30 protein-coding genes and 1 riboswitch are annotated in these 25,721 nt (G+C 41.4%); of the genes, 3 read left to right on the forward strand and 27 right to left on the reverse strand.

Annotated elements, in window-relative coordinates; translation table 11 throughout:
- Nucleotides 1–19 precede the first annotated feature (19 nt).
- Nucleotides 20–652 (forward strand): YhcN/YlaJ family sporulation lipoprotein, encoded by a 633-nt coding sequence (locus tag CS060_RS02970; RefSeq protein WP_035048520.1) that lies wholly within the window; start codon nucleotides 20–22, stop codon nucleotides 650–652.
- Nucleotides 653–701: 49 nt separating this feature from the next.
- Here the strand turns inward: CS060_RS02970 and lipA are convergent, their stop codons facing one another.
- Nucleotides 702–1,616: a lipoyl synthase gene (gene lipA, locus CS060_RS02975; RefSeq protein WP_369795730.1), complete on the reverse strand. Its 915-nt coding sequence runs from the start codon at nucleotides 1,614–1,616 to the stop codon at nucleotides 702–704.
- 125 nt (nucleotides 1,617–1,741) lie between these two features.
- Here lipA and CS060_RS02980 point away from each other — a divergent pair, with 125 nt between their 5' ends.
- Entirely contained in the window at nucleotides 1,742–2,713 is a 972-nt protein-coding gene (locus CS060_RS02980) for a M23 family metallopeptidase (protein WP_035048525.1), read from the forward strand.
- Nucleotides 2,714–2,731: 18 nt separating this feature from the next.
- On the opposite strand, the gene CS060_RS02985 is transcribed toward CS060_RS02980, so the two are convergent.
- The 17 genes from CS060_RS02985 to CS060_RS03065 form a co-directional block, all read right to left on the reverse strand.
- A complete protein-coding gene (locus CS060_RS02985) occupies nucleotides 2,732–2,836 on the reverse strand; it encodes a methionine/alanine import family NSS transporter small subunit (RefSeq protein ID WP_021093650.1) in 105 nt (34 codons plus the stop codon).
- Nucleotides 2,836–4,347: a sodium-dependent transporter gene (locus CS060_RS02990; RefSeq protein WP_035048527.1), complete on the reverse strand. Its 1,512-nt coding sequence runs from the start codon at nucleotides 4,345–4,347 to the stop codon at nucleotides 2,836–2,838. The genes CS060_RS02985 and CS060_RS02990 overlap by 1 nt, the downstream gene beginning before the upstream one ends.
- Before the next feature lie 187 nt (nucleotides 4,348–4,534).
- On the reverse strand, nucleotides 4,535–5,281 hold the full coding sequence (gene yunB, locus CS060_RS02995; protein ID WP_035048530.1) for a sporulation protein YunB: 747 nt from the start codon (nucleotides 5,279–5,281) through the stop codon (nucleotides 4,535–4,537).
- 51 nt (nucleotides 5,282–5,332) lie between these two features.
- A complete protein-coding gene (locus CS060_RS03000) occupies nucleotides 5,333–5,635 on the reverse strand; it encodes a YunC family protein (RefSeq protein WP_035048532.1) in 303 nt (100 codons plus the stop codon).
- A 53-nt stretch (nucleotides 5,636–5,688) separates the two neighbouring features.
- The gene (locus CS060_RS03005; RefSeq protein ID WP_035048534.1) at nucleotides 5,689–7,080 is read right to left on the reverse strand and encodes a bifunctional metallophosphatase/5'-nucleotidase; all 1,392 of its coding nucleotides are present in this window, start codon (nucleotides 7,078–7,080) and stop codon (nucleotides 5,689–5,691) included.
- Between the two features lie 23 nt (nucleotides 7,081–7,103).
- A complete protein-coding gene (locus tag CS060_RS03010) occupies nucleotides 7,104–7,922 on the reverse strand; it encodes a sulfite exporter TauE/SafE family protein (RefSeq protein WP_099668681.1) in 819 nt (272 codons plus the stop codon).
- A 13-nt stretch (nucleotides 7,923–7,935) separates the two neighbouring features.
- On the reverse strand, nucleotides 7,936–8,784 hold the full coding sequence (locus tag CS060_RS03015; protein ID WP_099668687.1) for a DUF72 domain-containing protein: 849 nt from the start codon (nucleotides 8,782–8,784) through the stop codon (nucleotides 7,936–7,938).
- A 78-nt stretch (nucleotides 8,785–8,862) separates the two neighbouring features.
- Nucleotides 8,863–10,260 carry a Fe-S cluster assembly protein SufB gene (gene sufB / locus CS060_RS03020; RefSeq protein ID WP_035048537.1) on the reverse strand — a complete coding sequence of 466 codons (1,398 nt, stop codon included), beginning with the start codon at nucleotides 10,258–10,260 and terminating at the stop codon, nucleotides 8,863–8,865.
- Between the two features lie 22 nt (nucleotides 10,261–10,282).
- Nucleotides 10,283–10,723 (reverse strand): Fe-S cluster assembly sulfur transfer protein SufU, encoded by a 441-nt coding sequence (gene sufU / locus CS060_RS03025; protein ID WP_012575968.1) that lies wholly within the window; start codon nucleotides 10,721–10,723, stop codon nucleotides 10,283–10,285.
- Complete coding sequence (locus CS060_RS03030; protein WP_035048628.1) at nucleotides 10,713–11,933, reverse strand: cysteine desulfurase; 1,221 nt, start codon at nucleotides 11,931–11,933, stop codon at nucleotides 10,713–10,715. The genes sufU and CS060_RS03030 overlap by 11 nt, the downstream gene beginning before the upstream one ends.
- The gene (sufD, locus tag CS060_RS03035; protein WP_035048539.1) at nucleotides 11,933–13,237 is read right to left on the reverse strand and encodes a Fe-S cluster assembly protein SufD; all 1,305 of its coding nucleotides are present in this window, start codon (nucleotides 13,235–13,237) and stop codon (nucleotides 11,933–11,935) included. The genes CS060_RS03030 and sufD overlap by 1 nt, the downstream gene beginning before the upstream one ends.
- Nucleotides 13,238–13,252: 15 nt before the next feature.
- Nucleotides 13,253–14,032, reverse strand: coding sequence for a Fe-S cluster assembly ATPase SufC (sufC, locus tag CS060_RS03040; protein WP_009362262.1), 780 nt, complete (start codon nucleotides 14,030–14,032; stop codon nucleotides 13,253–13,255).
- Nucleotides 14,033–14,213: 181 nt separating this feature from the next.
- A complete protein-coding gene (locus CS060_RS03045) occupies nucleotides 14,214–14,558 on the reverse strand; it encodes a carboxymuconolactone decarboxylase family protein (protein ID WP_035048542.1) in 345 nt (114 codons plus the stop codon).
- Nucleotides 14,559–14,629: 71 nt separating this feature from the next.
- Nucleotides 14,630–15,454, reverse strand: a complete 825-nt coding sequence (locus tag CS060_RS03050) for a MetQ/NlpA family ABC transporter substrate-binding protein (protein ID WP_035048544.1) — start codon at nucleotides 15,452–15,454, stop codon at nucleotides 14,630–14,632.
- 17 nt (nucleotides 15,455–15,471) lie between these two features.
- Complete coding sequence (locus CS060_RS03055) at nucleotides 15,472–16,140, reverse strand: methionine ABC transporter permease (RefSeq protein WP_035048547.1); 669 nt, start codon at nucleotides 16,138–16,140, stop codon at nucleotides 15,472–15,474.
- Nucleotides 16,130–17,158: a methionine ABC transporter ATP-binding protein gene (locus CS060_RS03060; RefSeq protein ID WP_035048549.1), complete on the reverse strand. Its 1,029-nt coding sequence runs from the start codon at nucleotides 17,156–17,158 to the stop codon at nucleotides 16,130–16,132. The genes CS060_RS03055 and CS060_RS03060 overlap by 11 nt, the downstream gene beginning before the upstream one ends.
- A 71-nt stretch (nucleotides 17,159–17,229) precedes the next feature.
- Nucleotides 17,230–17,335: riboswitch (SAM riboswitch) on the reverse strand.
- A gap of 290 nt (nucleotides 17,336–17,625) precedes the next feature.
- Nucleotides 17,626–18,099, reverse strand: coding sequence for a hypothetical protein (locus tag CS060_RS03065; protein WP_035048551.1), 474 nt, complete (start codon nucleotides 18,097–18,099; stop codon nucleotides 17,626–17,628).
- Nucleotides 18,100–18,448: 349 nt separating this feature from the next.
- On the opposite strand from CS060_RS03065, the gene CS060_RS03070 reads away from it, so the two are divergent.
- Complete coding sequence (locus CS060_RS03070; protein WP_035048553.1) at nucleotides 18,449–19,048, forward strand: response regulator transcription factor; 600 nt, start codon at nucleotides 18,449–18,451, stop codon at nucleotides 19,046–19,048.
- A 39-nt stretch (nucleotides 19,049–19,087) separates the two neighbouring features.
- Here CS060_RS03070 and CS060_RS03075 read toward each other — a convergent pair whose 3' ends face one another.
- The 9 genes from CS060_RS03075 to CS060_RS03115 form a co-directional block, all read right to left on the reverse strand.
- On the reverse strand, nucleotides 19,088–20,380 hold the full coding sequence (locus CS060_RS03075) for an O-acetylhomoserine aminocarboxypropyltransferase/cysteine synthase family protein (RefSeq protein ID WP_035048555.1): 1,293 nt from the start codon (nucleotides 20,378–20,380) through the stop codon (nucleotides 19,088–19,090).
- Nucleotides 20,381–20,441: 61 nt separating this feature from the next.
- Nucleotides 20,442–20,741, reverse strand: a complete 300-nt coding sequence (locus CS060_RS03080; protein WP_035048556.1) for a hypothetical protein — start codon at nucleotides 20,739–20,741, stop codon at nucleotides 20,442–20,444.
- Between the two features lie 129 nt (nucleotides 20,742–20,870).
- Complete coding sequence (locus tag CS060_RS03085) at nucleotides 20,871–21,140, reverse strand: thioredoxin family protein (RefSeq protein ID WP_035048558.1); 270 nt, start codon at nucleotides 21,138–21,140, stop codon at nucleotides 20,871–20,873.
- Nucleotides 21,141–21,148: 8 nt separating this feature from the next.
- Nucleotides 21,149–21,496, reverse strand: coding sequence for a ribonuclease M5 (locus tag CS060_RS03090; RefSeq protein WP_035048561.1), 348 nt, complete (start codon nucleotides 21,494–21,496; stop codon nucleotides 21,149–21,151).
- A gap of 98 nt (nucleotides 21,497–21,594) precedes the next feature.
- A complete protein-coding gene (locus tag CS060_RS03095) occupies nucleotides 21,595–21,843 on the reverse strand; it encodes a YusG family protein (RefSeq protein WP_035048563.1) in 249 nt (82 codons plus the stop codon).
- Nucleotides 21,844–21,876: 33 nt separating this feature from the next.
- On the reverse strand, nucleotides 21,877–22,260 hold the full coding sequence (gene gcvH / locus CS060_RS03100; RefSeq protein ID WP_035048566.1) for a glycine cleavage system protein GcvH: 384 nt from the start codon (nucleotides 22,258–22,260) through the stop codon (nucleotides 21,877–21,879).
- 57 nt (nucleotides 22,261–22,317) lie between these two features.
- The gene (locus CS060_RS03105) at nucleotides 22,318–22,677 is read right to left on the reverse strand and encodes an arsenate reductase family protein (protein WP_035048568.1); all 360 of its coding nucleotides are present in this window, start codon (nucleotides 22,675–22,677) and stop codon (nucleotides 22,318–22,320) included.
- Between the two features lie 69 nt (nucleotides 22,678–22,746).
- Entirely contained in the window at nucleotides 22,747–24,528 is a 1,782-nt protein-coding gene (locus tag CS060_RS03110) for an acyl-CoA dehydrogenase FadE (protein ID WP_035048571.1), read from the reverse strand.
- A gap of 15 nt (nucleotides 24,529–24,543) precedes the next feature.
- The gene (locus CS060_RS03115) at nucleotides 24,544–25,716 is read right to left on the reverse strand and encodes an acetyl-CoA C-acetyltransferase (RefSeq protein ID WP_035048573.1); all 1,173 of its coding nucleotides are present in this window, start codon (nucleotides 25,714–25,716) and stop codon (nucleotides 24,544–24,546) included.
- Nucleotides 25,717–25,721 lie beyond the last annotated feature (5 nt).

Genomic DNA, 25,721 nt, shown 5'->3' on the forward strand with positions numbered 1-25,721 from the left:
AAAGAAGGGGGGAGTTACTTTGCGTAATACATGGTTATTGACAGGGATCAGCACCATCGCTTTATTATCTGGCTGTGCTCAAATGAACGAATCCACATCTTTGTATGAAAAAAGCGGAACAACCATTAACGTCCGTTCACGAAACGATTTATATAACGAACATGGCGTAAAAAATGGGATGGATTCACGGCTTACTAATTTCGGTTACGTCCGTCATCAAAAAAGCCCTATCCCAGGGGACACGACACAATATGCGACCATTCCAGTATTAAACCGTGAAAACGTTGCGGACTTAATTAGCAAATTATGTACGCAACTTCCAAACGTTTATGACGTTGGAACGCTTGTCACAGACGATACGGTGTTTGTTGTTTACAAAACAGATAGTTCAAATCGGTTTGAAACGGCCGATCAAGTAAAGAAAACAGCTATTTCCGTTGTACCACGCTATTATCACGTGTACGTCTCGGACAACCCACGCATGTTCCAAGACATTGAGCGTTTCGGGCGTTTAGACGCCAATAGTCAACATATCGATCAAATTTTACAACAAACCATTAACGAAATGCTTAAATCGCCACAAGGAAGAAAAGTAAGCAGTGGCGAAAACGAAAATGGTGTACAACGTGAAGAAATGAATATGATGCAATAAACGAAAAGGATGTCCCATCCACATAAAAGGGACATCCTTTTTCATATATTTACCCGTTTGCTTTTGCCGATTGTACTTGTTCATCTGCATGATAAGAAGACCGAACGAGCGGACCGGATTCACAATGACTAAATCCTTTCGCTAACGCAATTTCTTTTAATTCCATGAACTCATGTGGATGGTAGTATTTTTCTACCTTCAAGTGCTTCTTTGTCGGTTGCAAATATTGCCCAATCGTTAAGATGCTGACTCCAACAGCCCGTAAATCGTCCATTGTCTCTAAAATTTCTTCTCTCGTTTCGCCAAGCCCGACCATTAAGCTTGATTTTGTAGGAATATCCGGTTGCATTTCTTTTGCACGGCGTAAAAATTCGAGTGAACGTTCATATGTGGCACGTGCACGGACACGCGGAGTGAGACGACGAACGGTTTCGATATTATGATTTAAAATATCGGGACGAGCGTCCATTAACGTTTTTAAGTTTTCATATACCCCGCCCATATCAGATGGCAATACTTCAATCGTCGTTAACGGATTTTTACGACGGATGGCGCGTACTGTCTCCGCAAATACAGCTGCTCCACCATCTTTTAAATCGTCACGCGCTACAGCTGTCACAACAACATGTTTTAAATTCATTAAACGAACCGATTCGGCGACACGCTCTGGCTCTTGCCAGTCTAATTCCGTTGGCAAACCTGTTTTAACAGCGCAAAAGCGACAAGCGCGCGTACATACATCTCCTAAAATCATAAACGTTGCCGTTCGGCGAACCGCCCAACATTCATGAATATTTGGACAACGCGCTTCTTCGCATACGGTATGCAACTGTTTTTCGCGCATCATTTTTTTTAAGCCTGTATAATGTTCATTCGTATTTAACTTTATTTTTAACCATTCCGGTTTGCGAAGGTGCTGTTCTTTTGTTGACATCTTTTTCACGCTCCACTCGTTAATGTACATTACCCATTATACGAGTTATTGACTTATAATACAAAACAGTTTGTTTTTCCAACATTTTTTATTTATGAAAACAGCCGATTACCTCAAACTAATGATATGAACATCGGTGAAAGGAGAAAAAGTGCGTGAAAACATTATGGTGCATCATTCTTTTTCTTTTCATTCCGCTACAATCATTCGCTGCTGCACCAAATGACTTGTATAATCAACGAATGGAACTTTATAAAAAAGCCGAAGCGATTTCTTTCATTCCATGGTACTATTTCGCAGCTGTTGATCAATATGAACGGAGTATTCGCCAAGCACGTAGAGATCTACCGAAACCAACAGGAGTCATTAACATTTATATTCCTCCTGAGCGATGGGCGGGACCACTCAACAAAAATCAAGAAGATCAAAATCCGTTTACCATTAGCCAATTTGGTGGCATCGGTATAGATGGAAACGGAGACGGCGTTGCAGACAGAACAAACGATGAAGACGTATTATTCGCATTTGCTCGCTTTTTACGATCATATGGCACAGATCATGCACATATTAAGATGGCGCTATGGGATTACTACGAACGAAGCAAAACCGTCGATATCATTTTAGGAAAAGTGAAACTATATAAACATTTTGGAACAATACAACTTGATCAATATGCCTTTCCGATTCCGCGACGGTTTGAATATAGTTACCGCAGCACATGGGGAGATGCACGCGGCTGGGGTGGGCGACGTATTCATGAAGGAACAGACATTTTCGCTCATTATGGTACCCCCGTTCGCTCAACATGTTACGGTATTGTTGAATTAAAAGGATGGAACAAATATGGAGGGTGGCGTATCGGTATTCGCGATATAAACAATACGTATCATTACTTCGCACACTTAAACGGATTTGCTAATGGCATAGAAGAAGGTTCCATTGTGGAACCTGGGATGTTAATTGGTTCAGTCGGTAGCTCTGGGTATGGGCCGCCGGGAACATCAGGTAAATTCCCACCACATCTCCATTACGGCATGTACAAAGATAATGGCTATACAGAATGGTCTTTCGATCCGTATCCTTACTTAAAACAGTGGGAACGACAAGAACGTACGAAAAAAAGATGAGGCTTCTGCCTCATCTTTTTATGATTGACGGCTTTTCTTTACTGCATGAGCAACGCTCGCTGCAAAGCCTCCCCAAATAATTCCCATACCGACAAGCATCATTATCAATGCACTTGTTTCCATTAGCTTGAAACCTCCTTATCCGTCGGAATGGAAAGCACTCCATCTTTCCAACGTTTTACTGAAAGAACAAAACCGAGGACGATGACAAGCGCTGCAATTGTCCATCCATATTTGACGACAAATAGTGTATCGTATCCGCCATAGTTTTCTTTAATGTTCGTTTTTATGCTATCAAACATCATATAACCTAATACGATTGGTGTAACGACAGAGAGCGAAACTTTCCACCAAGCGCCAATCATAATATCTGATACGCTATTTGCATGTGTTTGAAGAGCATTTAGTTCTTTTAACACCCATGCAATGACAACTACTTCAACTAATCCAACAAGTGCAACGCCAAAGTTGTTAATGAAATAGTCGACAACATCTAAGAAATATAATCCTCCGTTCGAAGCGAATACTAATGCGATAAGCGCAGCTACTCCACCACCACCTAAAACTGCTTTTGTTCGAGATATACCAAACTTTTCTTGGATCGCTGAAACATACGTTTCTGAAATAGAAATAAGCGATGTAAGCCCTGCTAATGTCAATGAAAGGAAAAATAATACCCCGAAAAGCTCATTAAACGCAGGGAACTGGTTAATAATTTGTGGGAAGACAACGAATGCTAATCCAACGCCACCTTTAACGACTTCGCTTACTTCTACGCCTTGTTGTTGCGCTAGAAAACCAAGGACGCTAAATACACCGATACCAGCTAATAACTCGAATCCGGAGTTTGCAAAACCTGTAATAAATGCGTTATTCGTAATATCCGATTTCTTTGGTAAATAACTTGAATAAGTAATCATAATAGCGAATGCAATCGATAAGCTAAAGAAAATTTGGCTATATGCTGCAAGCCATACTTTTCCGTTCATAATTTGGTCCCAATTTGGTTTGAAAAACGCATTTAATCCTTCGATCGCTCCGTCTAATGTCACAGCGCGAATGACGATAATAAAGAAAAGAACGATAAGCGTAGGTAAGAAAATTTTATTTGCGACCTCAATTCCTTTACGAACGCCTTTATATAAAACTGCCAAGTTAATAATCCAAACGAGAAGAAGCGGAATAAGGACAGCTGGAACTAAACTGCCGAACGTACCCGGTGTTTCTGCTAGCTTCAAATACTCACCGAATAAAAAGTCTCCTGTATTTTCTCCCCATTTCGATGTGAAAGCAAAATACGTATAAGACATCGCCCATGCAATAACGACGGAATAATACGTTGAAATAACGAATGAAATAAGTACTTGCCACCAACCGATCCATTCCGCTCCTTTGCTGAGACGAGCAAACGTTAACGGTGCTGAACCACGATACTTATGTCCGAGCGCAAATTCCAATATAAGAATTGGAATACCTGCTGTTAATAAAGCAAATAAATACGGGAAGAAAAATGCCCCTCCACCATTTTCATATGCAACGGCTGGAAACCTCCAAATGTTCCCTAACCCAATTGCCGAGCCAGCTGCTGCTAAAATAAAACCAGCACGCGTGCCCCATTGTTGACGATTTTCCATAACAAAATGCCCTCCTTAGTCAGTTGTAATATTTAGAACACAGAAACACAGAAAAAAATGAAAGCACCCCCTGTTCGATTATTTTAATTTTTCAGACTTTTTTGTTTCATTTTAGTTTTAAGTATATCAACGGACAAGCCTTTTGTCAAAATAATATTTTAAAAAATAAAATTTTCAGAATTTTTTATTATTCATTAGGAAGCTCAATAGATGTATTTCCATCTCCACCTTGGTTATAAAATTGTGGAACTTCCCCTTGAATAATCTGAATTGCCACAGGAATATCATTTTGAATCGTTGCTGTTTTTGTTGCGAATGGAATAATAATTTGCACATTTACTTCGATATGAATTGCTATTTCTATTAAAGCATTATTTATGCCAAACGGACGGATATTTTTATTTACGTCCGAATGAACATCCCCAATGACGTAAAAACGAACCGGGATGCGCGGCCCTAAATTTCCTAACAATACGTTATTCGTTGCTTGTCCGAGAGGGATGTAATAAATAATTCCTTTTTCCTTTTCTGTTTCAACTTGAACGTCAGGAAACTCAAGCGCTGATAATTTTCCTTCTGAAGCCGCTTTTAAATTTCTTTGTACACGATTTGTCGTTTTTGCTAATACACGATTCACGACGCTCGCATTAAAATCGATCGCAGAAATTTTCCCTTGTCCGTCTTTTTCAATTTTAATGAAGTTTTCAACATTAAAATCATCTTCAGCAATTTGTTGACTAATCGCATTATTAATGACTAAGTTCGCTAAACGGCGCGTTTCTTTTTCGGCGATCGCCATAAGTGTCGGCTCAATCCCTCTATTAATAAACCAAAGGCTTGCAACAGTCGAAATGATAAAAAAAACAAACGTAATTAAAAAAATATAGCGGACGGGTAGCGGTTTTCTTCGTTTGCGTAGTTGCTGATACAACAAAAATCCCCCCTCTCACGCTATATGTATGCGATCAAGCAGGGGATTATTATTTTATTTCATCAGAAGCAAAGCGTCTTTTCCTCTCATTCCACGTGAGATCCCTAGTTGTTCAGCCGCAAGAGTGACAGACTCAAGCGGGGCTTCTAGCAGTTGGTCGATTGTTCGCACCCCTACGGCTCTTCCTGCGATAATGCCACGATCACGCAATTTTTCATTTAACAGCGCCACATCTAACGCCCCGCACATAATGTATCCTTTCTCATTTGCAACAGCTAATAGCGTTGTTTTAGGCAACTGAACAGAAATCGCTGTAAACGGTTCCCCGTTAATCCATAACGGTTTTACCTCAATCATATATTCACGCTCCTTTCCTTTATTCAATGTATGAATAAAGGAACGAAGGGTGCCTATTGTTGATACATGTTTTTTAGCTTCCACGCAAGCACATCACGCAACATTTCTGGCATGTAATATTGTTTTTTTGCGCGATATATTTCTGGATATAAATGTCCGAACGTAAACATATCAATCGTCGCTACCGCATACGTTTTTTGCTCTTCAATTGGTTGATGATTAATGAATATGCGACGCACGTGTGCTTGACCATCTATCAGTTGTTCTTTTTTGACAGTAATACGGTCATATACCATTTGTCCCATTACTTCACCACGAAATCCAAATCCTTTCAGCCGTAGCTGTTTCATTTGTTCGGTTTCCGCTTGTAAAATGACTTCTTTTAACTCGCTTCCCCGCAAATATACTTTGCATGGATTAATCGGATGTGGGCAAATGCGGTGAATATCCCCTTTCGTCACAACACCTTTTTGAAGCGAAGACAGTAGCACCCCGGCATTCACCATCGCTACATCACCTTCACACCATTCATTTAACGCTTGCGCAAGAATGGTTGCTAATGGAGATGGGGCAAACCAATCAATATGTAGTGTCTCTGGCAATTGTACAATCGGCTGAGCCAGGGCATGAGCAGATTGTGCAATCATATCATTTAATTTTTGTTTTGTTTCTTCGCATTCATATTCTAACGCTTCCGTATGTTGTACATGCGCCTTCATATCTACTTTTCTACTTTTTTGATCGATCGTCAATGTTAAACACCCGACATAATGTCCAAATTTCCCAGCCCCACAAAGCAACGTTTCATTCACCCATTTTCCTTGCTCAAATACATGATGCGTATGCCCACCTAAAATCGCTGTTAATTGCGGAAACATATGAGCCATTTTTTCGTCATCATTTACGCCTAAGTGAGATAATAAAACGATCGCATCCACCTTTTCCGAAAGCTCTTCCACAAGCTGAGCGACCGTCTCAAATGGATCGGCCACGCGCCATCCAAGCAGTTCATAAAATGTCTGAAACGAAACCGTCACACCAATAAGCGCAACACGAACGTTTCCAAACTCCATGATAACATACGGCTTCATCCAATGTGGGCGCTCTCCGTTTTCATAAAAAACGTTCGCAACAATAATCGAAAATTTGGCATGTGCATATAACGTATCGAGCTGCTCATGACTAAGTGTAATTCCTTCGTTATTCCCGATCGTGACGGCATCGTATGCGGCATCGTTTAAAAGAATGACGTTCGCCTTTCCGTCTGATGCTTCTGTCAATGGATGAAACCGATCAATAAAATCACCAATATCAAGTAAAACCATATGCTCGTGATTTTTCTTATGCTTTCTTCTCTCGTCTTGCAAATAACGAACAATTTTCGGCCATCGTTCAAAATGGCTATGCACATCGTTTGTATGATAAATATGTATCGTCTCCCTCAAAGCTCGTAGCACACCTTTCTTTATTACAATCCAACCCCTTGCATAATTAAACGAACGCCGAGTAAAATAAGCACAATTCGCAATAGCGTAACGACTGTCTTTCCTTTTAATCGTCGATTGAGCCATGCCCCACATTTCGCTCCAATCCATACACCCGGAATAAGCGAAAGCGCAAACGTCCATGCAACATTTCCTATAAACACATGAGTTAGTGAGCTAACAATGGATGACAAAAAAACGATAAACATCGATGTCGCAACGGCTACGTGGGGAGGAAACAAAAATATTAAAATCATCGCAGGCACCATAAGCGATCCACCGCCAATGCCGAAAAAACCGCCGACAAATCCAACAACAAATGCAATGAATGTGGCGATAAGCGGGTGATACCCATATGTCACTTCCTCCCCTTCATTCGTAACGTATGTCCGTACAACAGGAAATGTACGTTTGCTAGACGGCGATAACCGAGATTGAAACATAAGCAAAAACGAAACAGCAATTAAAAATAAGCCAAAATAAAGCGAAAAATGTTGCATATGGACATGTTGATTCACCCATGCACCAAGCATCGCCCCTGGTCCACTACCGATGAAGAAAAATAAACCGCTTTTATAGTCCACCATTTTATGCTTCATATACGTTAAAGTTGATGATAATCCATTAAAAATAATGACGACAAGCGATGTGCCAACCGCCATTTGTGGTGACATGGTTGGCAATACATGTGCGGCGCTTAAAAAAAGAAGCGCGGGAACGATAATCACCCCTCCCCCTAAACCGACAAGGCTTCCGATCGTTCCTGCTAAAAGACCGATGATTAAAAGAAATATATATTCCATTTTTGATCCCCCATTATGAAAACAAATCTAATTGTCGCGGTGCCAAATTTGTATACTCAATGCCTAACAACTGCAAAAACTGTTTTGCATTATGAGCAGCATCTCCGCCTGAGTTGTTGTTAAATAGTACGTAAATGTGTTTACATTTTGTTTGTAACATACGAATATGTTGTGCCCACTCTTGTAGCTCTTGCTCGTTGTAGCGGTATAAATAACGGACGGCACGCCAATTTTCGTCATCTCGTTTATTCCAGCCAGCGACATTACGTCCGTGTAGACGAATGAGCGTTTTATTTGGATCTGTTGGATGAAGAACAGTCGGTACCGATCCTTCCCCCGCTTGCGGTTCATCGCAAATGCTATGAATCCAGCGCTCTTCCTCCATAAAACGCAACGTCTTTTCGTAAAACGGCGGGGAAAACCACGATTGATGACGAAATTCAAGCGCCACAGGAACATTCCCCATTCGCTCCCGGCACCAACGCAAATAGTGAACATGTTCTTTTTTACAATCGAACCAAGGTGGAAATTGAAATAACACCATCGCAAGCTTATTTCCTTGTTGAAACGGCTCAATCGATTGTAAAAATGCAGCAAACATCTCGTCCTTGTTTGCATATGGAATATCGCCACGTTGATGCCCTGTCATTCCTTGATACGCCTTCACGATAAATTGGAATGACGTTGGCGTTTCCGCCATCCATTTTTCAACGTTGTGGCGCGGCTGAATCGCATAAAAATACGCATCAACCTCAACAGTTGGAAAGTGAGCCGCATATGCTTGTAACTTATCTTTTGACGCAAGCCGAGACGGATATAAACTGTCATGGTCGCCCCATCCCGTTAATCCGACATAAATCATATTCATCACCTACATTCATCTTACCATAACATACAAAAAAAGCCGATGATCTGCATGGCGCAGATCATCAGCTGTTGATTAACCAATACTACCTTCCATTTCAAATTTAATGAGACGGTTCATTTCAACCGCATATTCCATCGGCAATTCTCTCGTAAATGGCTCGATAAAGCCCATCACGATCATTTCTGTCGCTTCTTGTTCAGAAATACCGCGGCTCATGAGGTAGAATAATTGTTCTTCTGATACTTTCGACACTTTCGCTTCATGTTCAAGCGAAATGTTGTCGTTTAAAATTTCGTTATATGGAATCGTATCAGATGTCGATTGATTATCCATAATGAGTGTATCGCATTCAATATTTGAACGAGAGCCGTCTGCTTTCCGTCCGAAATGAACGATGCCGCGATATGTGACTTTTCCGCCTTGTTTCGAAATCGATTTGGATACGATCGTTGATGACGTATTTGGCGCTAAGTGGATCATTTTTGCACCTGCGTCTTGATGTTGTCCTTTGCCAGCAATCGCAATCGAAAGTGTCAAACCACGCGCACCTTCTCCTTTTAAAATAACTGCTGGATATTTCATCGTTAATTTTGATCCGATATTTCCATCGATCCATTCCATCGTTGCGTTTTCTTCGCAAACCGCGCGCTTTGTCACAAGGTTAAAGACGTTGTTTGCCCAGTTTTGAATCGTCGTATAACGGCAATATGCACCTTTTTTCACAATAATTTCAACGACTGCGCTATGAAGTGAGTTTGTCGTATAGACAGGCGCCGTACAGCCTTCAACGTAATGAACATGCGCTCCTTCATCGACGATAATTAACGTCCGTTCAAATTGTCCCATATTTTCAGAGTTAATGCGGAAATACGCTTGCAACGGTGTATCAACTTTTACACCTTTTGGAACGTAAATGAATGAGCCACCCGACCAAACGGCTGAGTTGAGTGCTGCAAATTTATTATCTGTCGGCGGAACGACTTTCGCCCAATGCTCGCGGAACAAATCTTCGTTTTCTTTTAACGCCGAGTCTGTATCTTTAAAAATGACTCCTAATTTCTCAAGATCTTCTTTCATGTTGTGGTATACAACTTCTGATTCGTATTGAGCCGATACCCCTGCTAAATATTTTTGTTCTGCTTCTGGAATACCGAGTTTATCGAACGTCGCTTTAATTTCTTCTGGCACTTCATCCCATGAGCGCCCAGATTTTTCTGAAGGTTTGACGTAATACGTAATTTCATCGAAATCTAAACTGGATAAATCGCCACCCCATTGTGGCATCGGCATGCTGTAAAAAATATCTAACGCCTTTAAGCGAAAGTCAAGCATCCATTTTGGTTCATCTTTCATTCGCGAAATTTCTTCTACAATTTCGCGCGTTAATCCGCGCTCAGCGCGGAAGACAGATACATCTTTATCGGCGAAACCGTACTTATATTCACCGATTTCTGGCATTTTTTTCGCCATCTCGTTCGCCTCCTTTTTATGACTAGCCTTGTTGCTCATGCAATCCTTTTTCCATCGCTTTCCACGCTAACGTTGCACATTTAATGCGAGCTGGGAATTTTGACACTCCTTGAAGTGCTTCAATATCACCTAAATCAATCGAATCGTCATAATCTTTCCCTTGCATCATGTCAGAAAAAATCGTTGATAGCTTAAGCGCTTCTTCAATTGTTTTTCCTTTAATCGCCTCTGTCATCATCGATGCAGAGGACATCGAGATAGAACAGCCCTCTCCTTCAAACTTCGCATCGACAATTTTCCCGTCTTCTACTTTTAACGTTAAATGAATGCGGTCGCCACACGTCGGGTTGTTCATGTTTATATCGACGTGCTCCCCTTCTAACACACCACGATTTCTCGGATTTTTGTAATGATCCATAATGACTTGTCGATACAACGTATCTAAATGGCTATTAAAAGACATAGCTAAAATACTCCTTCGTTTTCTTTAATGCTGAAACAAGTGCATCAATTTCTTCTTCCGTATTGTATAAATAAAAGCTTGCTCGTGCAGTCGCCGTCACGTTCAGCCACTTCATAAGTGGTTGCGCACAATGGTGACCAGCACGAACAGCAATGCCTTCCGCATCTAAGACGGTCGCAACATCGTGCGGATGCACACCGTCAATATTAAATGTCACAAGCCCTGCACGCGCTTTCGGACCGTAAATCGTCAATCCATCAATCGTTGCAAGCTGTTCAAGCGCATATTGCGCCAAACGATGTTCATGCTCAGCGATATGATCTAACCCGACTTGCTCAAGAAAATCAATCGCCGCTCCTAAACCAATCGCTCCTGCGATAATTGGTGTACCACCCTCAAATTTCCACGGAAGCTCTTTCCATGTTGACTCGTACAACCCAACAAAATCAATCATTTCCCCGCCGAATTCCACAGGCTCCATTTGCTCAAGCAAGCGCTTTTTACCGTATAACACCCCAATGCCTGTTGGGCCGCACATTTTATGTCCCGAAAACGCATAAAAATCGCAGTCGATATCTTGCACATCTACTTTCATGTGCGGCGTGCTTTGTGCCCCGTCAACAACAACAACGGCACCGTTTTTGTGCGCAATTTGTGCAATTTCTTTTACTGGGTTGATTGTACCGAGCACGTTGGATACGTGCATGACAGCTACAATTTTCGTGTTTGGTGTCACCGTTTGTTCGACATCTTCTAAGCGAATCGTCCCGTCTGGTTGTAGCGGAATGTATTTTAACGTCGCCCCTGTTTGTTTAGCAACTTGTTGCCATGGGATAATGTTGCTATGATGCTCCATATACGTAATGACGATTTCATCGCCTTCGCGCACGTTTGCGCGACCGTAACTTGCCGCCACTAAGTTAATGGCCGTTGTCGTCCCACGCGTAAAAATAATTTCTTCCGTCGAAGCGGCACCGATGAAGCGGCGCACTTTTTCACGCGCCCCTTCGTATGCGTCGGTTGCCTTCGTACCGAGCGTATGCACGCCACGATGAACGTTTGAATTATATTGACGATAATAATTGTCAATCGCTTCAATGACCGACAACGGTTTTTGTGATGTCGCTGCGCTATCTAAATAAACGAGCGGCTTGCCGTTTATTTGTTGATCTAAAATCGGAAATAGTTGACGAAGTTCTTTTACGTTCATCATTTAACTTTCCTTTCGATCACTTCAATTAATTGTTTTTTCACACGCTCAATTGGAATTTCATTAACGACTGGTGCTAAAAAGCCATGAATAATTAATCGTTCTGCTTCCGTTTTCGAAATACCGCGGCTCATTAAATAATATAATTGCGTTGGATCAACGCGACCGACCGATGCCGCATGGCCTGCTGTCACGTCATCTTCGTCAATTAATAAAATCGGGTTTGCATCGCCACGCGCTTTTGGGCTCAACATAAGTACACGTGATTCTTGTTCTGCATTTGATTTCGATGCCCCGTGCTCGATTTTACCAATACCGTTAAAAATGGAAGTCGCTTCATCTTTGACTACGCCATGTTTTAAAATGCAGCCTTCCGTATGCTTTCCATAATGAATGACGCTTGTCGTAAAGTTTTGCACTTGTTCTCCACGGCTCACAGCAACTGTTTTTGTGTCACCAAACGAACCGTCGCCGATTAAGCGCGTAATGTTTTCAGAAATTGTATTTCCATCGTTCATTAAACCGAGCGCCCATTCAATGCGTGCATGACGACCTGTGATACCGCGGCGGTTTACGTATGTCGTCGTCCCTTTCGCTAAACTGTCCACAGCGCCAAAAAATACTTGTGCATCGTCTAATGCAAACACTTCAGCAATGATATTCACGATCGCTTCGGAACGTTCACATGTTGAAATATAGTTTTCGACATACGTTACTTTGCTACCGACGTCCGCAACGATAATGACATGGTTAAATAACGCTTCCGCTTTTTCATGCACATATACCGCTTGCAACGGCACGTTAACTTGCACGTGCTTTGGTACGTATACAAACACCCCGCCGTTTACAAGGGCAGCATGAAGTGCTGTCAGACGATGCTCATTTACTTTCACACCGTCCATAAAATATTTTTGCACAAGATCACTATGCTCGCGAACAGCTGTCGCTAAGTCAGTAAAAATGACACCTTTTTCTTTTAGTTCATCGGCAAGCGATACGTATGCACATGTATGGTCGCGTTGCACGTATACGTTTTTTTGCTCCTCGTCGATATCGATGAGCACTTTCACTTCTTCTGGCAACTCTTCTAACGACGAAAGCGGTGCACTTTCAACGAGATGAGTAGAAAATTGCGTAAAATTCCAACGATCAATTTTCGTTTTATCTGGCTTCGGTAAAGGAAGTTGTTCCGCTTGCGCAAGAGCTTGTAAGCGAACGTTTAAAAGCCAGTCCGGTTCTCCACGCCCTTCGGAAAAAGAGCGTACATACTGTTGGTCGAATGGTAGTTTCGTCTCAATCATCATAAATCCTCCTAACGCTTACGCTTCTTGCTCAACGACTTCATCTTCAATGCCTAGCTCTTTTTTAATCCAATCATATCCTTCAGCTTCAAGGCGTTGTGCTAATTCTGGACCACCAGATTTTACGATGCGTCCTTGCATCATAACATGAACGTAATCTGGCGTAATGTAGTTTAATAAACGCTGATAATGCGTAATGATTAAACAGCCGAAGTCGCTACTACGCATTTCGTTTACACCTTTTGCAACAACTTTTAATGCATCAATGTCAAGACCTGAGTCAATTTCATCTAAAATCGCAATTTTCGGTTGTAACATCATTAATTGTAAAATTTCGTTTCTCTTTTTCTCTCCGCCTGAAAATCCTTCATTTAAATAACGATGTGCCATATCTGGATTCATTTCTAAAAACGCCATTTTTTCATCTAATTGACGAATGAATTTCATTAATGAAATTTCATTTCCTTCTCCGCGGCGTGCGTTAATTGCTGAGCGAAGGAAATCCGCATTTGTTACACCGCTAATTTCGCTCGGATATTGCATCGCTAAAAATAGCCCAGCACGAGCGCGCTCATCTACTTCCATTTCTAATACATCTTGCCCATCTAATGTAATGCTTCCTTTTGTGACTTCATATTTTGGATGGCCCATAATCGCCGCAGATAATGTCGATTTTCCTGTTCCGTTCGGTCCCATAATTGCATGGAACTCGCCACCTTTAATTTCAAGGTTAACCCCTTTTAAAATTTCTTTTCCGTCAATTGCAACGTGAAGATCTTTAATCGTTAATGTTGCCATAAAAAAATACCTCCAGTTTCGCTTATGTTCATGAAACGTAATTCTCATTTTATTCTCATTACAATTTTATAACAGATGAAAAGTATTAGCAACCTTATTGCAAGCATTTTGATACTTTTTTGTTTAAAAAGTTCGTTTACTTCATCACATATGTAAAAAAGGATAGGAGAGCCCTACCCTTTTAATGAACGTGCCGAAATTCTTCTACACACTGGCGAACAAGCGTAACCGCTTGGCTCATTGTCGCCCCGCCAGCTAACGCAGCAGCAACCGCACACGCTTCAAATATTTGTTCTTCTGTCGCCCCTTCATCGATACACCCTTTTGTATGATAAATCGTGCAATATTCATCTTGTTTGGCGACACTAATACCGAGAGCAATTAATTGTTTTTCTTTTTTGGATAGCGATCCTTCTGCAAAACACGCCTCTGTAAACGCATTAAACGTTTGTCCAACTTTCGGCATATGTTGCGTAAATGTTCCTAGCCCTTGCTTATATTCGTGTAAACATTGTTCCATCGACATATACACTCCTCCTTCCTTTTTATCATGCGTCGTTTTTCAAAAAATATAAAAGGATGCCCGAATGGACATCCTTATTTTGACGCTGGAATAACCGCGCCGTTATACTTTTGTAAAATGAAGTCTTGAATGTCTTTTGATTGCAACACTTCAACGAGCGTTTGAATTTCTTTACGCTTTTCGTCACCTTTACGAACGGCGATAATATTCACATATGGGTTATTTTCTGGCGACTCAACCGCAATCGGATCTTTTGCTGGATCTAATCCGGCATCTAACGCATAGTTGGCGTTAATTAATACTGCATCTCCTTCGTTGTTCTTATATACTTGCGGAAGCAATCCTGCCTCGACATCTGCTTCGAATACTAAATTTTTCGGATTTTCAACGATGTCATCAACAGTTGCTTTCGTTTTATCAACACCATCTTTTAATTTAATTAAACCTTTTTCTTCAAGCATCGATAAAATGCGACCGTGGTCGGCAACAGAGTTGCTCATAATAATTTTCGCCCCGTTTGGTAGTTCTTCAAGGCTTTTATATTTTTTAGAGTATACGCCAATTGGTTCAATATGAATACCGCCAGCATTTACAAAGTCATAGCCATGTTCTTTCATTTGTGCTTCTAAATAAGGAATGTGTTGGAAATAGTTTGCGTCTAGCTCTTTATCGGCTAACGCTTTATTCGGTAATACGTAGTCTTGGAACGTCACGATTTCTAATTCGATTCCTTTTTCTTTTAAAATCGGTTTTGCTTGTTCTAAAATTTCCGCATGTGGCACGTTTGATGCCCCAACGACAAGCTTATTCGTTTTTTCTTCGGCACTTTCGCTTTTTCCACAAGCAGCGAGCGCTAATACAACAACTGCAGCAACAAGTAAAGAGATCCATTTTTTCATCTGTTTCTTCCTCCTTTTTATCGTTTATCTATTTTAGAAGTGACAAAGTCACCAATAAACTGAATAATAAAGACGATGATTAAAATGAGCACTGTCGCAACAAATGTCACATCGTTATTGTTGCGTTGAAATCCTTCTAAATACGCTAAGTTTCCAAGCCCCCCAGCACCGACAACTCCCGCCATCGCTGTATAACCAACGAGCGCAATCGCTGTAACTGTAATTCCAGATACAAGTGCAGGAAGCGCTTCTGGGAGGAGCACCTTCCAAATAATTGTCGATGTCGTCGCCCCCATCGCTTTTGCTGCTTCAATGACGCCTTTATCAATTTCACGAAGCGCAATTTCTACCATGCGCGCATAAAACGGTGCGGCACCGATGATGAGAGCTGGTAACGCAGCGTTTGCTCCAAGAATTGTACCAACAACAAGTTTGGTAAACGGAATAAGCAAAATAATTAAAATAATAAACGGAATCGAGCGGAAAATGTTGACGAACGACGCAATCACACCGTTAATAAAACGATTTTCCCATATGTTTCCCTTAGACGTTAAAAACAGCAATAACCCGAGTAAAATACCGAGCACAAACGTTGCTATAACAGAAATAGCCGTCATATACAACGTTTCCATCGTCGCCGCCCATATTTTATCCCAAACGACGTTCGGAAATAGTTCATTCCACATTCGCCAACACCTCCACTTCGACTTCTTGCTGGCGAATAAAAGCGAGCGCTCGCTCAATCTCCTCATTCGCACCGTCTAAATGAATGAACAACACCCCGTATGAACCGTGATGCGTTTGTGAAATTTTCCCTTGTAAAATATTTACATACAAATCGAATTGGCGAATAAGTTGTGTAATGAGCGGTTGCTCAGCCGCTTCGCCAACGAATGTCAGCTGGACAACTTGGCCGTTCGGATAACGTTCAAGAAGATGCAACATCGCTTCTTTCGTTTCTTCCGGCTCTGTCACTTGCTGAACAAATCGTTTCGTAATCGGTTGCTCTGGCTTACGGAACACGTGAAGCACTTCGCCCATTTCAACAATTTTTCCGTTTTCCATCACCGCTACGCGATCGCAAATTTTACGAATAACATGCATTTCGTGTGTAATTAATACGATCGTTAAACCGAGACGTTTATTAATATCGACGAGCAAATCTAAAATGGAATCCGTCGTTTGTGGGTCAAGCGCTGACGTCGCTTCATCACATAATAACACTTTCGGGTTGTTCGCTAACGCACGCGCAATGCCGACGCGCTGCTTTTGTCCGCCGCTCAGTTGCGATGGATACGCATTTTCTCTCCCTTGCAAACCGACGAGTTGAATGAGTTCATCGACACGCTTCATTCGTTCTTCTTTCTGCACGCCAGCAATTTCTAACGGAAAGGCAATATTTTCGCGCACGGTTCGTGACCAAAGCAAATTAAAATGTTGAAAAATCATGCCGATTTGTTGGCGCGCTTGGCGTAACTGCTTCCCGCTAATTTTCCCCATATCTTTTCCATCGACAATGACTTCGCCGCTCGTCGGCTTTTCTAATCCGTTCAATAACCGAATGAGCGAGCTTTTCCCTGCTCCACTATAACCGATAATACCGAAAATTTCTCCTTGTTCGATATGCAAATTCACATGATCGACTGCCGTTACATTCCCACTTGCTGCTTTATACACTTTCGTTACGTTTGATAAAGTAATCATGTTGTCACCTTCCTTCCATGAAAAAAGCCTTTCTGCTCAAGAGAACAGAAAGGCGTTATCATCCATTCTGTCTCTTATCTCTCAAAGCAAACGCTTTGTGTGAATTGGCACCATTTCAGCAGCGCTGACGGTTGCCGGGTTTCATCGGGCACATCCCTCCACCTCTCTTGATAAGAGCGCTTTTAAACGCTTTATTCAGTTAACGTTTTAATGTATTCAAGAATGATGCTGAACTACGAATGTGAGTATATCATCGAAAGAAGGACGATGTCAATAAAAAATTTTTTGACTTCAATATAAGAAATCATTATATTGCTAATGTCGGGCGACCGAGCAACAACCGCTTACGCGAAAGCGTAAAGGGCTGATCCAAAACACTAATACGTTTTCGATCAGCCCCTTCAGTCCAAAAAAATGAGGGTAAACTTTTCGATTGTATCTATATAGCTACAGGCTGAGTGAATACATTAATCACATTCTTCTTTTGTAATTCTAATCGTTACATAAACTTTATGAAATGAGTCATAGTAGTCGGCTTGTGCAACACTGGAAGTATACCATTTATCAACTAATTTCAAGTAAGAGTCGGTGTTTTCTAAAGAATAAATCCCCGTAATCGTAGAAGTCTTAGTTGTTAGATTTCGATCATAAGTAACTGTCATTGTGACCGTACCATACATACTCTGAACTGTTTTCGTCTTTTTATTTCCTCGAACGATAGTATCAAGTGGGGTAATTTTTGACTTTGAATTGCTTAAATTGGCTATTGAACTCCCTACTGTAGGAGTAACTGTAATTGTTACATTCCCCTCTTTATATACTTGCTTCTGGAGAGTACTAGCTTCAGTTGTAATTAACGATCCAAAAAACCCCTCTAATGACGGGGTAAAAGCAAATGCTAGGGTAGTAGCTAAAACCAAATTTTTAAATTTAATTTTCATTACTTTTTCTCCTCACATCGTATATTTACTCATAATGCTAGTTGAACATCAGTACCGTGGATTTTAGAGATCTTAATTCTTATTTAATTGATTACTCATCCGAGATATGCTATGTTAGCCTGTTTTAGATAAAAATCGGAAGTTCTTTATTTTAACTTATACATTGCTTATGCTCCTCCTAACTTCAAAAAATAGCTGATCAGCTATTTTCAATTTATCAAGAATAAAAAAAAAAAAAATCAGTATTTTCCGCCAATTTTTTGGCGAAAATCCGCCATTTCCTTCAAAATAAATGACAAAGTTTATTAAATGAAGTAGAATTTAGGAAAAGAGTAGAGAGGGAAATCGCATGACTATTCGTACATTGCTTGTTGATTCCGATCCTGTCTATTTGCTTGGTTTGGAAAAATTATTAGAAGAAGAGAGAGGAATAACTATTGTCGGTTCTATTTCTTGTATTGATTCACTAGAGACTCTCATACATATACATGTACCAGATGTCATTGTGATAAATATGCACATGCACATAATAAAAGTATTGGACTGGATAAAAAGTGCGAAGAAAACACACCCTATGATAAATGTCATTACGCTATGCAACTATCCACCATTCGCTCTATGTGCATATGAAGCAGGTGTATCCGTGATATTATCAAAAGAAAAAGTTTCTACTCATTTGGCACATGCGATTCGCCACAGCAATGAAGGAGAGAGACTTCTTTTACTTGACAGTGAAGCTACATGTCACATGACAAGTTGTTTGACAAAAATTGAAATAGATATATTACAAATGTTAGCAGACGATAAAACAAGTGTACAAATCAGCGAACATCTAAATATGAGTAAACGAACGTTTGAACGGCACCTTTCTTCTATTTTCGAAAAATTAGGGGTTTTGTCACGAACAGGAGCGGTTGCTCAAGCGCTACGATGGCAACTCATAAAATGAAAGGTGCTAGTCGAAAAATCTAACTAGCACCTTTCATCCCTACACCCGCGAATACATCGACCGTACACCTGTTGCCGCTTCAATCGCCTGTTCTAAGTCTTCGATTAAATCCTCTACATTTTCAATACCAACGGATAAACGAATCATATCTTCCGTCACACCAGATGCTTGTAAATCTTCTGCGCTTAGTTGTTGATGCGTCGTGCTTGCTGGATGGATAATTAAACTTTTTGCATCACCAACGTTTGCCACATGTGACCAAAGCTTGACGTTGTTAATCAATGTCGCCCCTGTTTCACGGCCGCCTTGAATGCCAAAAACAACGACTGCTCCTGCCCCTTTTGGCATATATTTTTTCGCTAGCTCTTTTGCTGGATGGTTGTCATGTTCAGGGTACAACACCCAATTAACGGCTGGATGGTTGTCCAAATACTCGACGATTTTTCTCGTGTTTGCAATATGTTCTTTCATGCGTACGTGTAACGTTTCAAGCCCTAAATTAAACTGGAATGCGTTGAACGGGCTAATCGCCGGTCCTAAGTCACGTAACAATTGCACGCGCGCTTTCACGATATACGCCGCTGCACCAATGTCTGCATATACAAGGTTATGGTAACTTGGATCTGGCGTCGTAAACGATGGAAACTTCGGCGAATTCCAATTGAAATTTCCGCCGTCGACAATAATGCCACCTAGCGTCGTTCCGTTACCAAGTAGCCATTTTGTTGCTGAATGAATAACAATATTGGCGCCATGTTCAATCGGCCGGCAAAGATAAGGCGTCGCAAACGTATTATCAATAATGAGCGGAATGCCTGCTTCGCGAGCGACCTCCGCAACCGCCTCAATATCTAACACATGCAAGCTCGGATTGCCAATTGTTTCAGCAAAAATCGCTTTCGTTTTCGGCGTAATCGCAGCACGGAAATTTTCTGGGTCAGTTGGATCGACAAAATGAGTTGTAATGCCGTATTTCGGTAACGTATTTGCAAATAAATTGTACGTCCCTCCATATAACGTCGAAGCAGAAACAATATCATCTCCCGCTTGAGCGACGTTTAAAATGGCCATCGTAATGGCTGCCATTCCACTCGCGACCGCTAAAGCCCCGACACCACCTTCAAGTTTTGCTACTCGTTCTTCAAATACGGTCACTGTTGGATTATGAATGCGTGTATAAATGTATCCTGCTTCTTTTAATGCAAATAAGTTTGCCGCATGCTCTGTGCTATCAAACAAATACGCATTTGACTGATAAATCGGTACCGCACGCGCTTTCGTTACCGGATCGGTTTGTAGTCCCCCGTGCACAGCAATCGTTTCGAATTTCATCATTTCTCCCCCTGATTGAATAATTGAATATTTTGAATTTTAACACGATGAACAACGCTCGTCAATGAACAAGATCGTACGGTTTAGCAAGAAAAAAGATCGACTCTAACAATAAAATGTGACGAAACGATGCTGTGACAGATAATTCGTTTAATCGAAGTTGTTGCTGAAGTTTTAATGAACCTTGCAATAGCGACATAATTGCTTGTGCTGAACCACGAATCGATATGACCCGATCCTCGTTCGCTTTTTCAACGCGTTGAATTCCTTCTTTTGATATGCTTAATAAAATTTGCCCGCTTTCCCATTGCAATTGAATATATAAACCGTCATTTGGTAAAATTGGTTTTAACATATTCATACAACCGCCCCCGTCCCATGTATTGTCGTATTCATTGTTTCCATACGAAGACGGTGAGTTCCTTCTATAACTGCTCGACAAATGTCTTCCTTCCTCGTCAATTTCCCAAGAAATATGTCGAAAGCTGGCTTATTCAGCCAGCTTTCGCAACGTTTCATATACATGTGGAACGGAATGAAAGGCGTATATTTTTTTCACGAGTTTGCCGCGTTTAAAAATAAGTAAGCATGGAACGCTTTCAATATGCCATTCGATCGCTTTGTCAGGCACATAATTTAAGTCTTGACGCTCAAACGTGACAGTTGGCAATAACTGTTCAAGTACATCAACCATTCGACTTGCCACTTGACACGTTCCACATAATGGCGTGTACATATAGACAACTTTCACGACAATCACACAACTTTCTATAAATATTGTGCGTGTACATCGATGTTTGCGCTTAATAATACAACCGCGATGTGATGCTTTGGAGCGGCTGCCACTTCACGATACATTTTATCAATATATAAATGCTCAGCTTGCGGAAACTCACGGCGAAGTTGGCGACGCAATTTTTCTCCCGCCTCATCGGAGTCAACTAAAATGTACACATCTTTATCGTACAAAGCTTCGATTAATTCATCAAGTTTGGCGGTACCGAGCGTTCCGTTTGTGCATATAATTTCTACTGGCTCACTAATAATGCTCTCGATCTTTCTTTTATCTGACCGCCCCTCGACAATAATCACTTTTCCCACTTCAATGATCGCCATCGTCATCACCTTGCACATTCATTTATGTATATTATATTCGTTGTCGTTCACTTTTTCTCCTTTTATGAAATTGAAAAGGACAGCTATGTCGCTGCCCTTTAACACCAACCACCTTCTGTGTCGCAATCCACATATTTTGCATCTGGATGTTCAGTAACCGTTACAGTTTTCAAAATGCGCCCATTTTGCTGTTCATATCCATGCTTCAACTTGAACTCATTCGTTTCTTGAACAAATTCTCCAATACATTCATGGTCATAAAACAGTTGAAAACCACCGTTTTCATTCCATTTACCGATGACATGTTGTGTAATATCCAATGTTTTTTGTTTTAGCAAAAAAGACACCCCCGTTTTATAGGGTGTCCTGTGAGTTCTTTTTTAGTCTTGGTTAATCATTTGTTCATATTGTTCAGCAGTTAGTAAGTTGTCCACTTCACTTAGATCGCTCGGCTCAATGACGATCATCCATGCTTTGTCATACGGTGATTCGTTCACGTACTCTGGGTTGTCATTTAACTCTTCATTCACAGCTACGACTTTTCCGCTAATTGGAGCATATAATTCAGACACCGTTTTTACTGACTCCACGCTACCAAATGGCTCATTTGCTGTGAGTTGTGTCCCCACTTCTGGCAATTCAACGAATACGATATCGCCGAGTTCTGACTGGGCAAAGTCCGTAATCCCAATGCGAACCGTATTTCCTTCGACACGCACCCATTCATGTTCTTGTGAATAACGTAGCTCTTTTGGAATGCTCATCGTTTTCCCTCCAACATATCATCTTCTTTTTCATCATACACGATTTTCGACATGATTTCACGATAATTTAAACATTTCGTGATATTTTTGTTCGTCAAATCCTATGATAACTCGTTCGCCGTTTATGATGATGGGACGTTTAATTAACATGCCGTCTGATGACAACAATTGCAACATGTCCTCTTCTGTCATCGTCTTTAATTTATCTTTTAGCCCAAGTTCACGATACTTCATCCCGCTCGTATTAAAAAATTTTTTCAAATCAAGTCCACTTTTTTCATATAATGTCCGTAGCTGCTCTTTTGACGGAGGTTGTTCAACAATATGTATAGCTTGTACTGAAATGTTGTTGTCATCTAGCCATTTTTTTGCTTTGCGACATGTGCCGCATTTTGGATACCAATAAAATGTTACCATCTTCTCACCTCATCTATGCACAATATAATAAAGGAAAAGTACCAGACGATGCGTCTGGTACTTCCATTATTACACAACATATCGTTCAGCTTCAATTAGTGCTTGCGCTGCCTCACGTTTTTTCGCAATGATGTTAATTGGTGTGTGACGCGTTAATTTGCGTAATGCTGATAACATCATACGCAACATGTCACCATGTTCAACAGCGACGATCGTTTCTTTTGCATGCGCTTCAATTTCATTAAACGCTTCTTGGCAGAAAATTTGTGTGTACAATACTTTTTGTTTATTTTTCTCGACACCAGATTGCGCAATTGCTTTTTCCGTGCGTAAAAGCGCAGATTCCATCGCATATACGTTGCTAACAATGTCTGCAATATTAACAAGCACTTCTTGCTCTTTTTCAAGTTTCGGACCAAACTTTTGCGCTGCTAGTCCTGCAACCATTAAGGCGATTTTTTTCGCATGGCGCACAAGATATTTTTCTTGTTCAAGCACGCCGTCGCCAACTTCTTCCGGCATAAGCATCATTAATTCTTCTTGTAATTGTTGCGCTTTTTGTAAAAGCGGCAATTCGCCTTTCATCGCCTTGCGCAAATACATGCCTGGCACAAGGAGGCGGTTAATTTCGTTCGTTCCTTCGAAAATACGATTAATGCGCGAATCGCGATACATGCGTTCAATTTCGTATTCTTGCATGAAACCATAACCACCGTGAATTTGTACCCCTTCATCGACAATATAGTCCAGCATTTCTGTCGCAAACACTTTGTTTAAAGAGCATTCGATCGCATATTCGGCAATCGCTTTTGCTGTTTCCTTTCCGTCTTTTGCTTGTTCATCTGTTAACTGCCCCATGCGCGCTTCAAACAAACCGACCGTGCGATAAACGGAGCTTTCAGCCGCATACAATTTAGATGCCATCGTTGCTAATTTTTCTTGTGTTAACGAAAACTTCGAAATTGGAGTTTTAAATTGTTGCCGTTGATTTGCATATTGAATCGTCACTTCAAGCGCACGTTTTGCTCCACCGACAGCACCAACCCCAAGTTTATAACGGCCGATATTTAAAATGTTAAACGCAATGATGTGCCCTTTGCCAATTTCGCCAAGTACATTTTCTTTCGGAACGAGCGCATCTTGTAAAATTAACGTGCGCGTCGATGAGCTTTTAATGCCCATTTTCTTTTCTTCCGCCCCTGTCGATACGCCTGGGAAATCGCGCTCAACGATAAATGCTGTAAAATGTTCGCCGTCTACTTTTGCATATACGACAAACACATCGGCAAACCCAGCGTTCGTAATCCATTGTTTTTCGCCATTTAAAATGTAATGTGTACCTTCCGCATTTAATTTCGCTGTCGTTTTCGCACCGAGCGCATCCGAACCAGAGCCTGGTTCTGTTAACGCGTAGGCAGCAATTTTCTCACCTGTCGCAAGTGCTGGTAAATATTTTTGTTTTTGCTCTTCTGTTCCGAACAAGACGATTGGAAGCGAACCGATTCCGACATGCGCACCGTGTGAAATCGAGAAACCACCAGCGCGTGCCATTTTTTCCGCAATTAATGCCGAGCTAATTTTATCTAAGCTCAAGCCACCGTATTCTTCTGGCACATCTGCGCCAAGTAATCCGAGTTCGCCTGCTTGTTTTAAAAGAGCAACTGAACGATCAAACTCATGATTTTCTAAATGCTCAAGTTGTGGCAACACTTCATTCACGACAAATTCTTCTGTCGTTTTCGCAATCATTTTTTGCTCATCTGTAAAATCTTCCGGTGTAAACACTTGAGTTGGCGATATATCTTCAATTAAAAAGCTACCACCTTGTGCAACTTTCAATGTTTTTTCCATCATTATTTCCCCCTCTTATAATAATTCAAATACGCCAGCAGCACCCATACCGCCGCCAATGCACATCGTGACAATGCCAAATTGTTCGTTACGACGACGCATTTCATGTAAAAGCGTCAACGTTAATTTCGCCCCTGTACAACCGAGCGGGTGACCGAGGGCAATAGCCCCTCCGTTCACGTTTACCTTTTCTTCATCTAATCCAAGTTCACGAATGACTTGAATCGCTTGTGATGCGAACGCTTCATTTAATTCAATTAAACCGATATCAGAAAGCTCAAGTCCCGCAAGCTTCAGTGCTTTTGGAATCGCCGCAATTGGACCGATGCCCATCACTTCAGGTGGAACACCTGCAACAGCAAACGAGCGGAATTTACCAAGCGGTTGTAAACCGAGCGCTTTCGCTTTTTCGTGATCCATCACCATCACCGCTGCTGCTCCGTCACTCGTTTGCGATGCGTTTCCAGCCGTTACTGTTCCGTTTACCGAAAACGCAGGGCGTAACTTCGCAAGCGTTTCCATATTTGTATCTGGGCGGACTCCTTCATCTTGACTAAATGTCATCTTTTTCTCTACTAATTTATTATTTTCAATATGTCGAACCGTGACCTCGACCGGCACAATCTCATCAACAAATTTTCCTTCTGCAATCGCTTTTGCTGCTCTTTGATGGCTGCGAACGGCAAACGCATCTTGCTCTTCACGTGTCACCCCGTATTTCATCGCTACTTGCTCGGCTGTATGCCCCATCGACATGTAATATTCTGGCGCGTTTTCTGCGAGCTTCACATTTGGACGTACGACGTGACCCATCATCGGAACCATGCTCATCGACTCCACGCCACCAGCGATAACCGTATCTGCATGACCAAGCATAATTCTCTCTGCCGCATAAGCGATCGCTTGTAATCCTGATGAACAATAACGGTTAATTGTAATCGCTGGCACCGTATACGGTAACCCAGCAAGTGCACCAATGTTGCGCGCAATATTTAACCCTTGTTCTGCCTCTGGCATGGCACAACCGATAATGAGATCGTCAATGTTTCCTTCATAGTTTCCTGCTCGTTTCAACGTTTCTTTAACAACAATCGCCCCTAAATCATCTGGTCGGACGTTCGCTAACGTCCCTTTTTTCGCTTTGCCGACAGGCGTGCGCGCCCCGGCAACGATGACCGCTTCTTTCACGTCAA

Source organism: Anoxybacillus flavithermus (assembly GCF_002742685.1).
Taxonomy (GTDB): domain Bacteria; phylum Bacillota; class Bacilli; order Bacillales; family Anoxybacillaceae; genus Anoxybacillus; species Anoxybacillus flavithermus_E.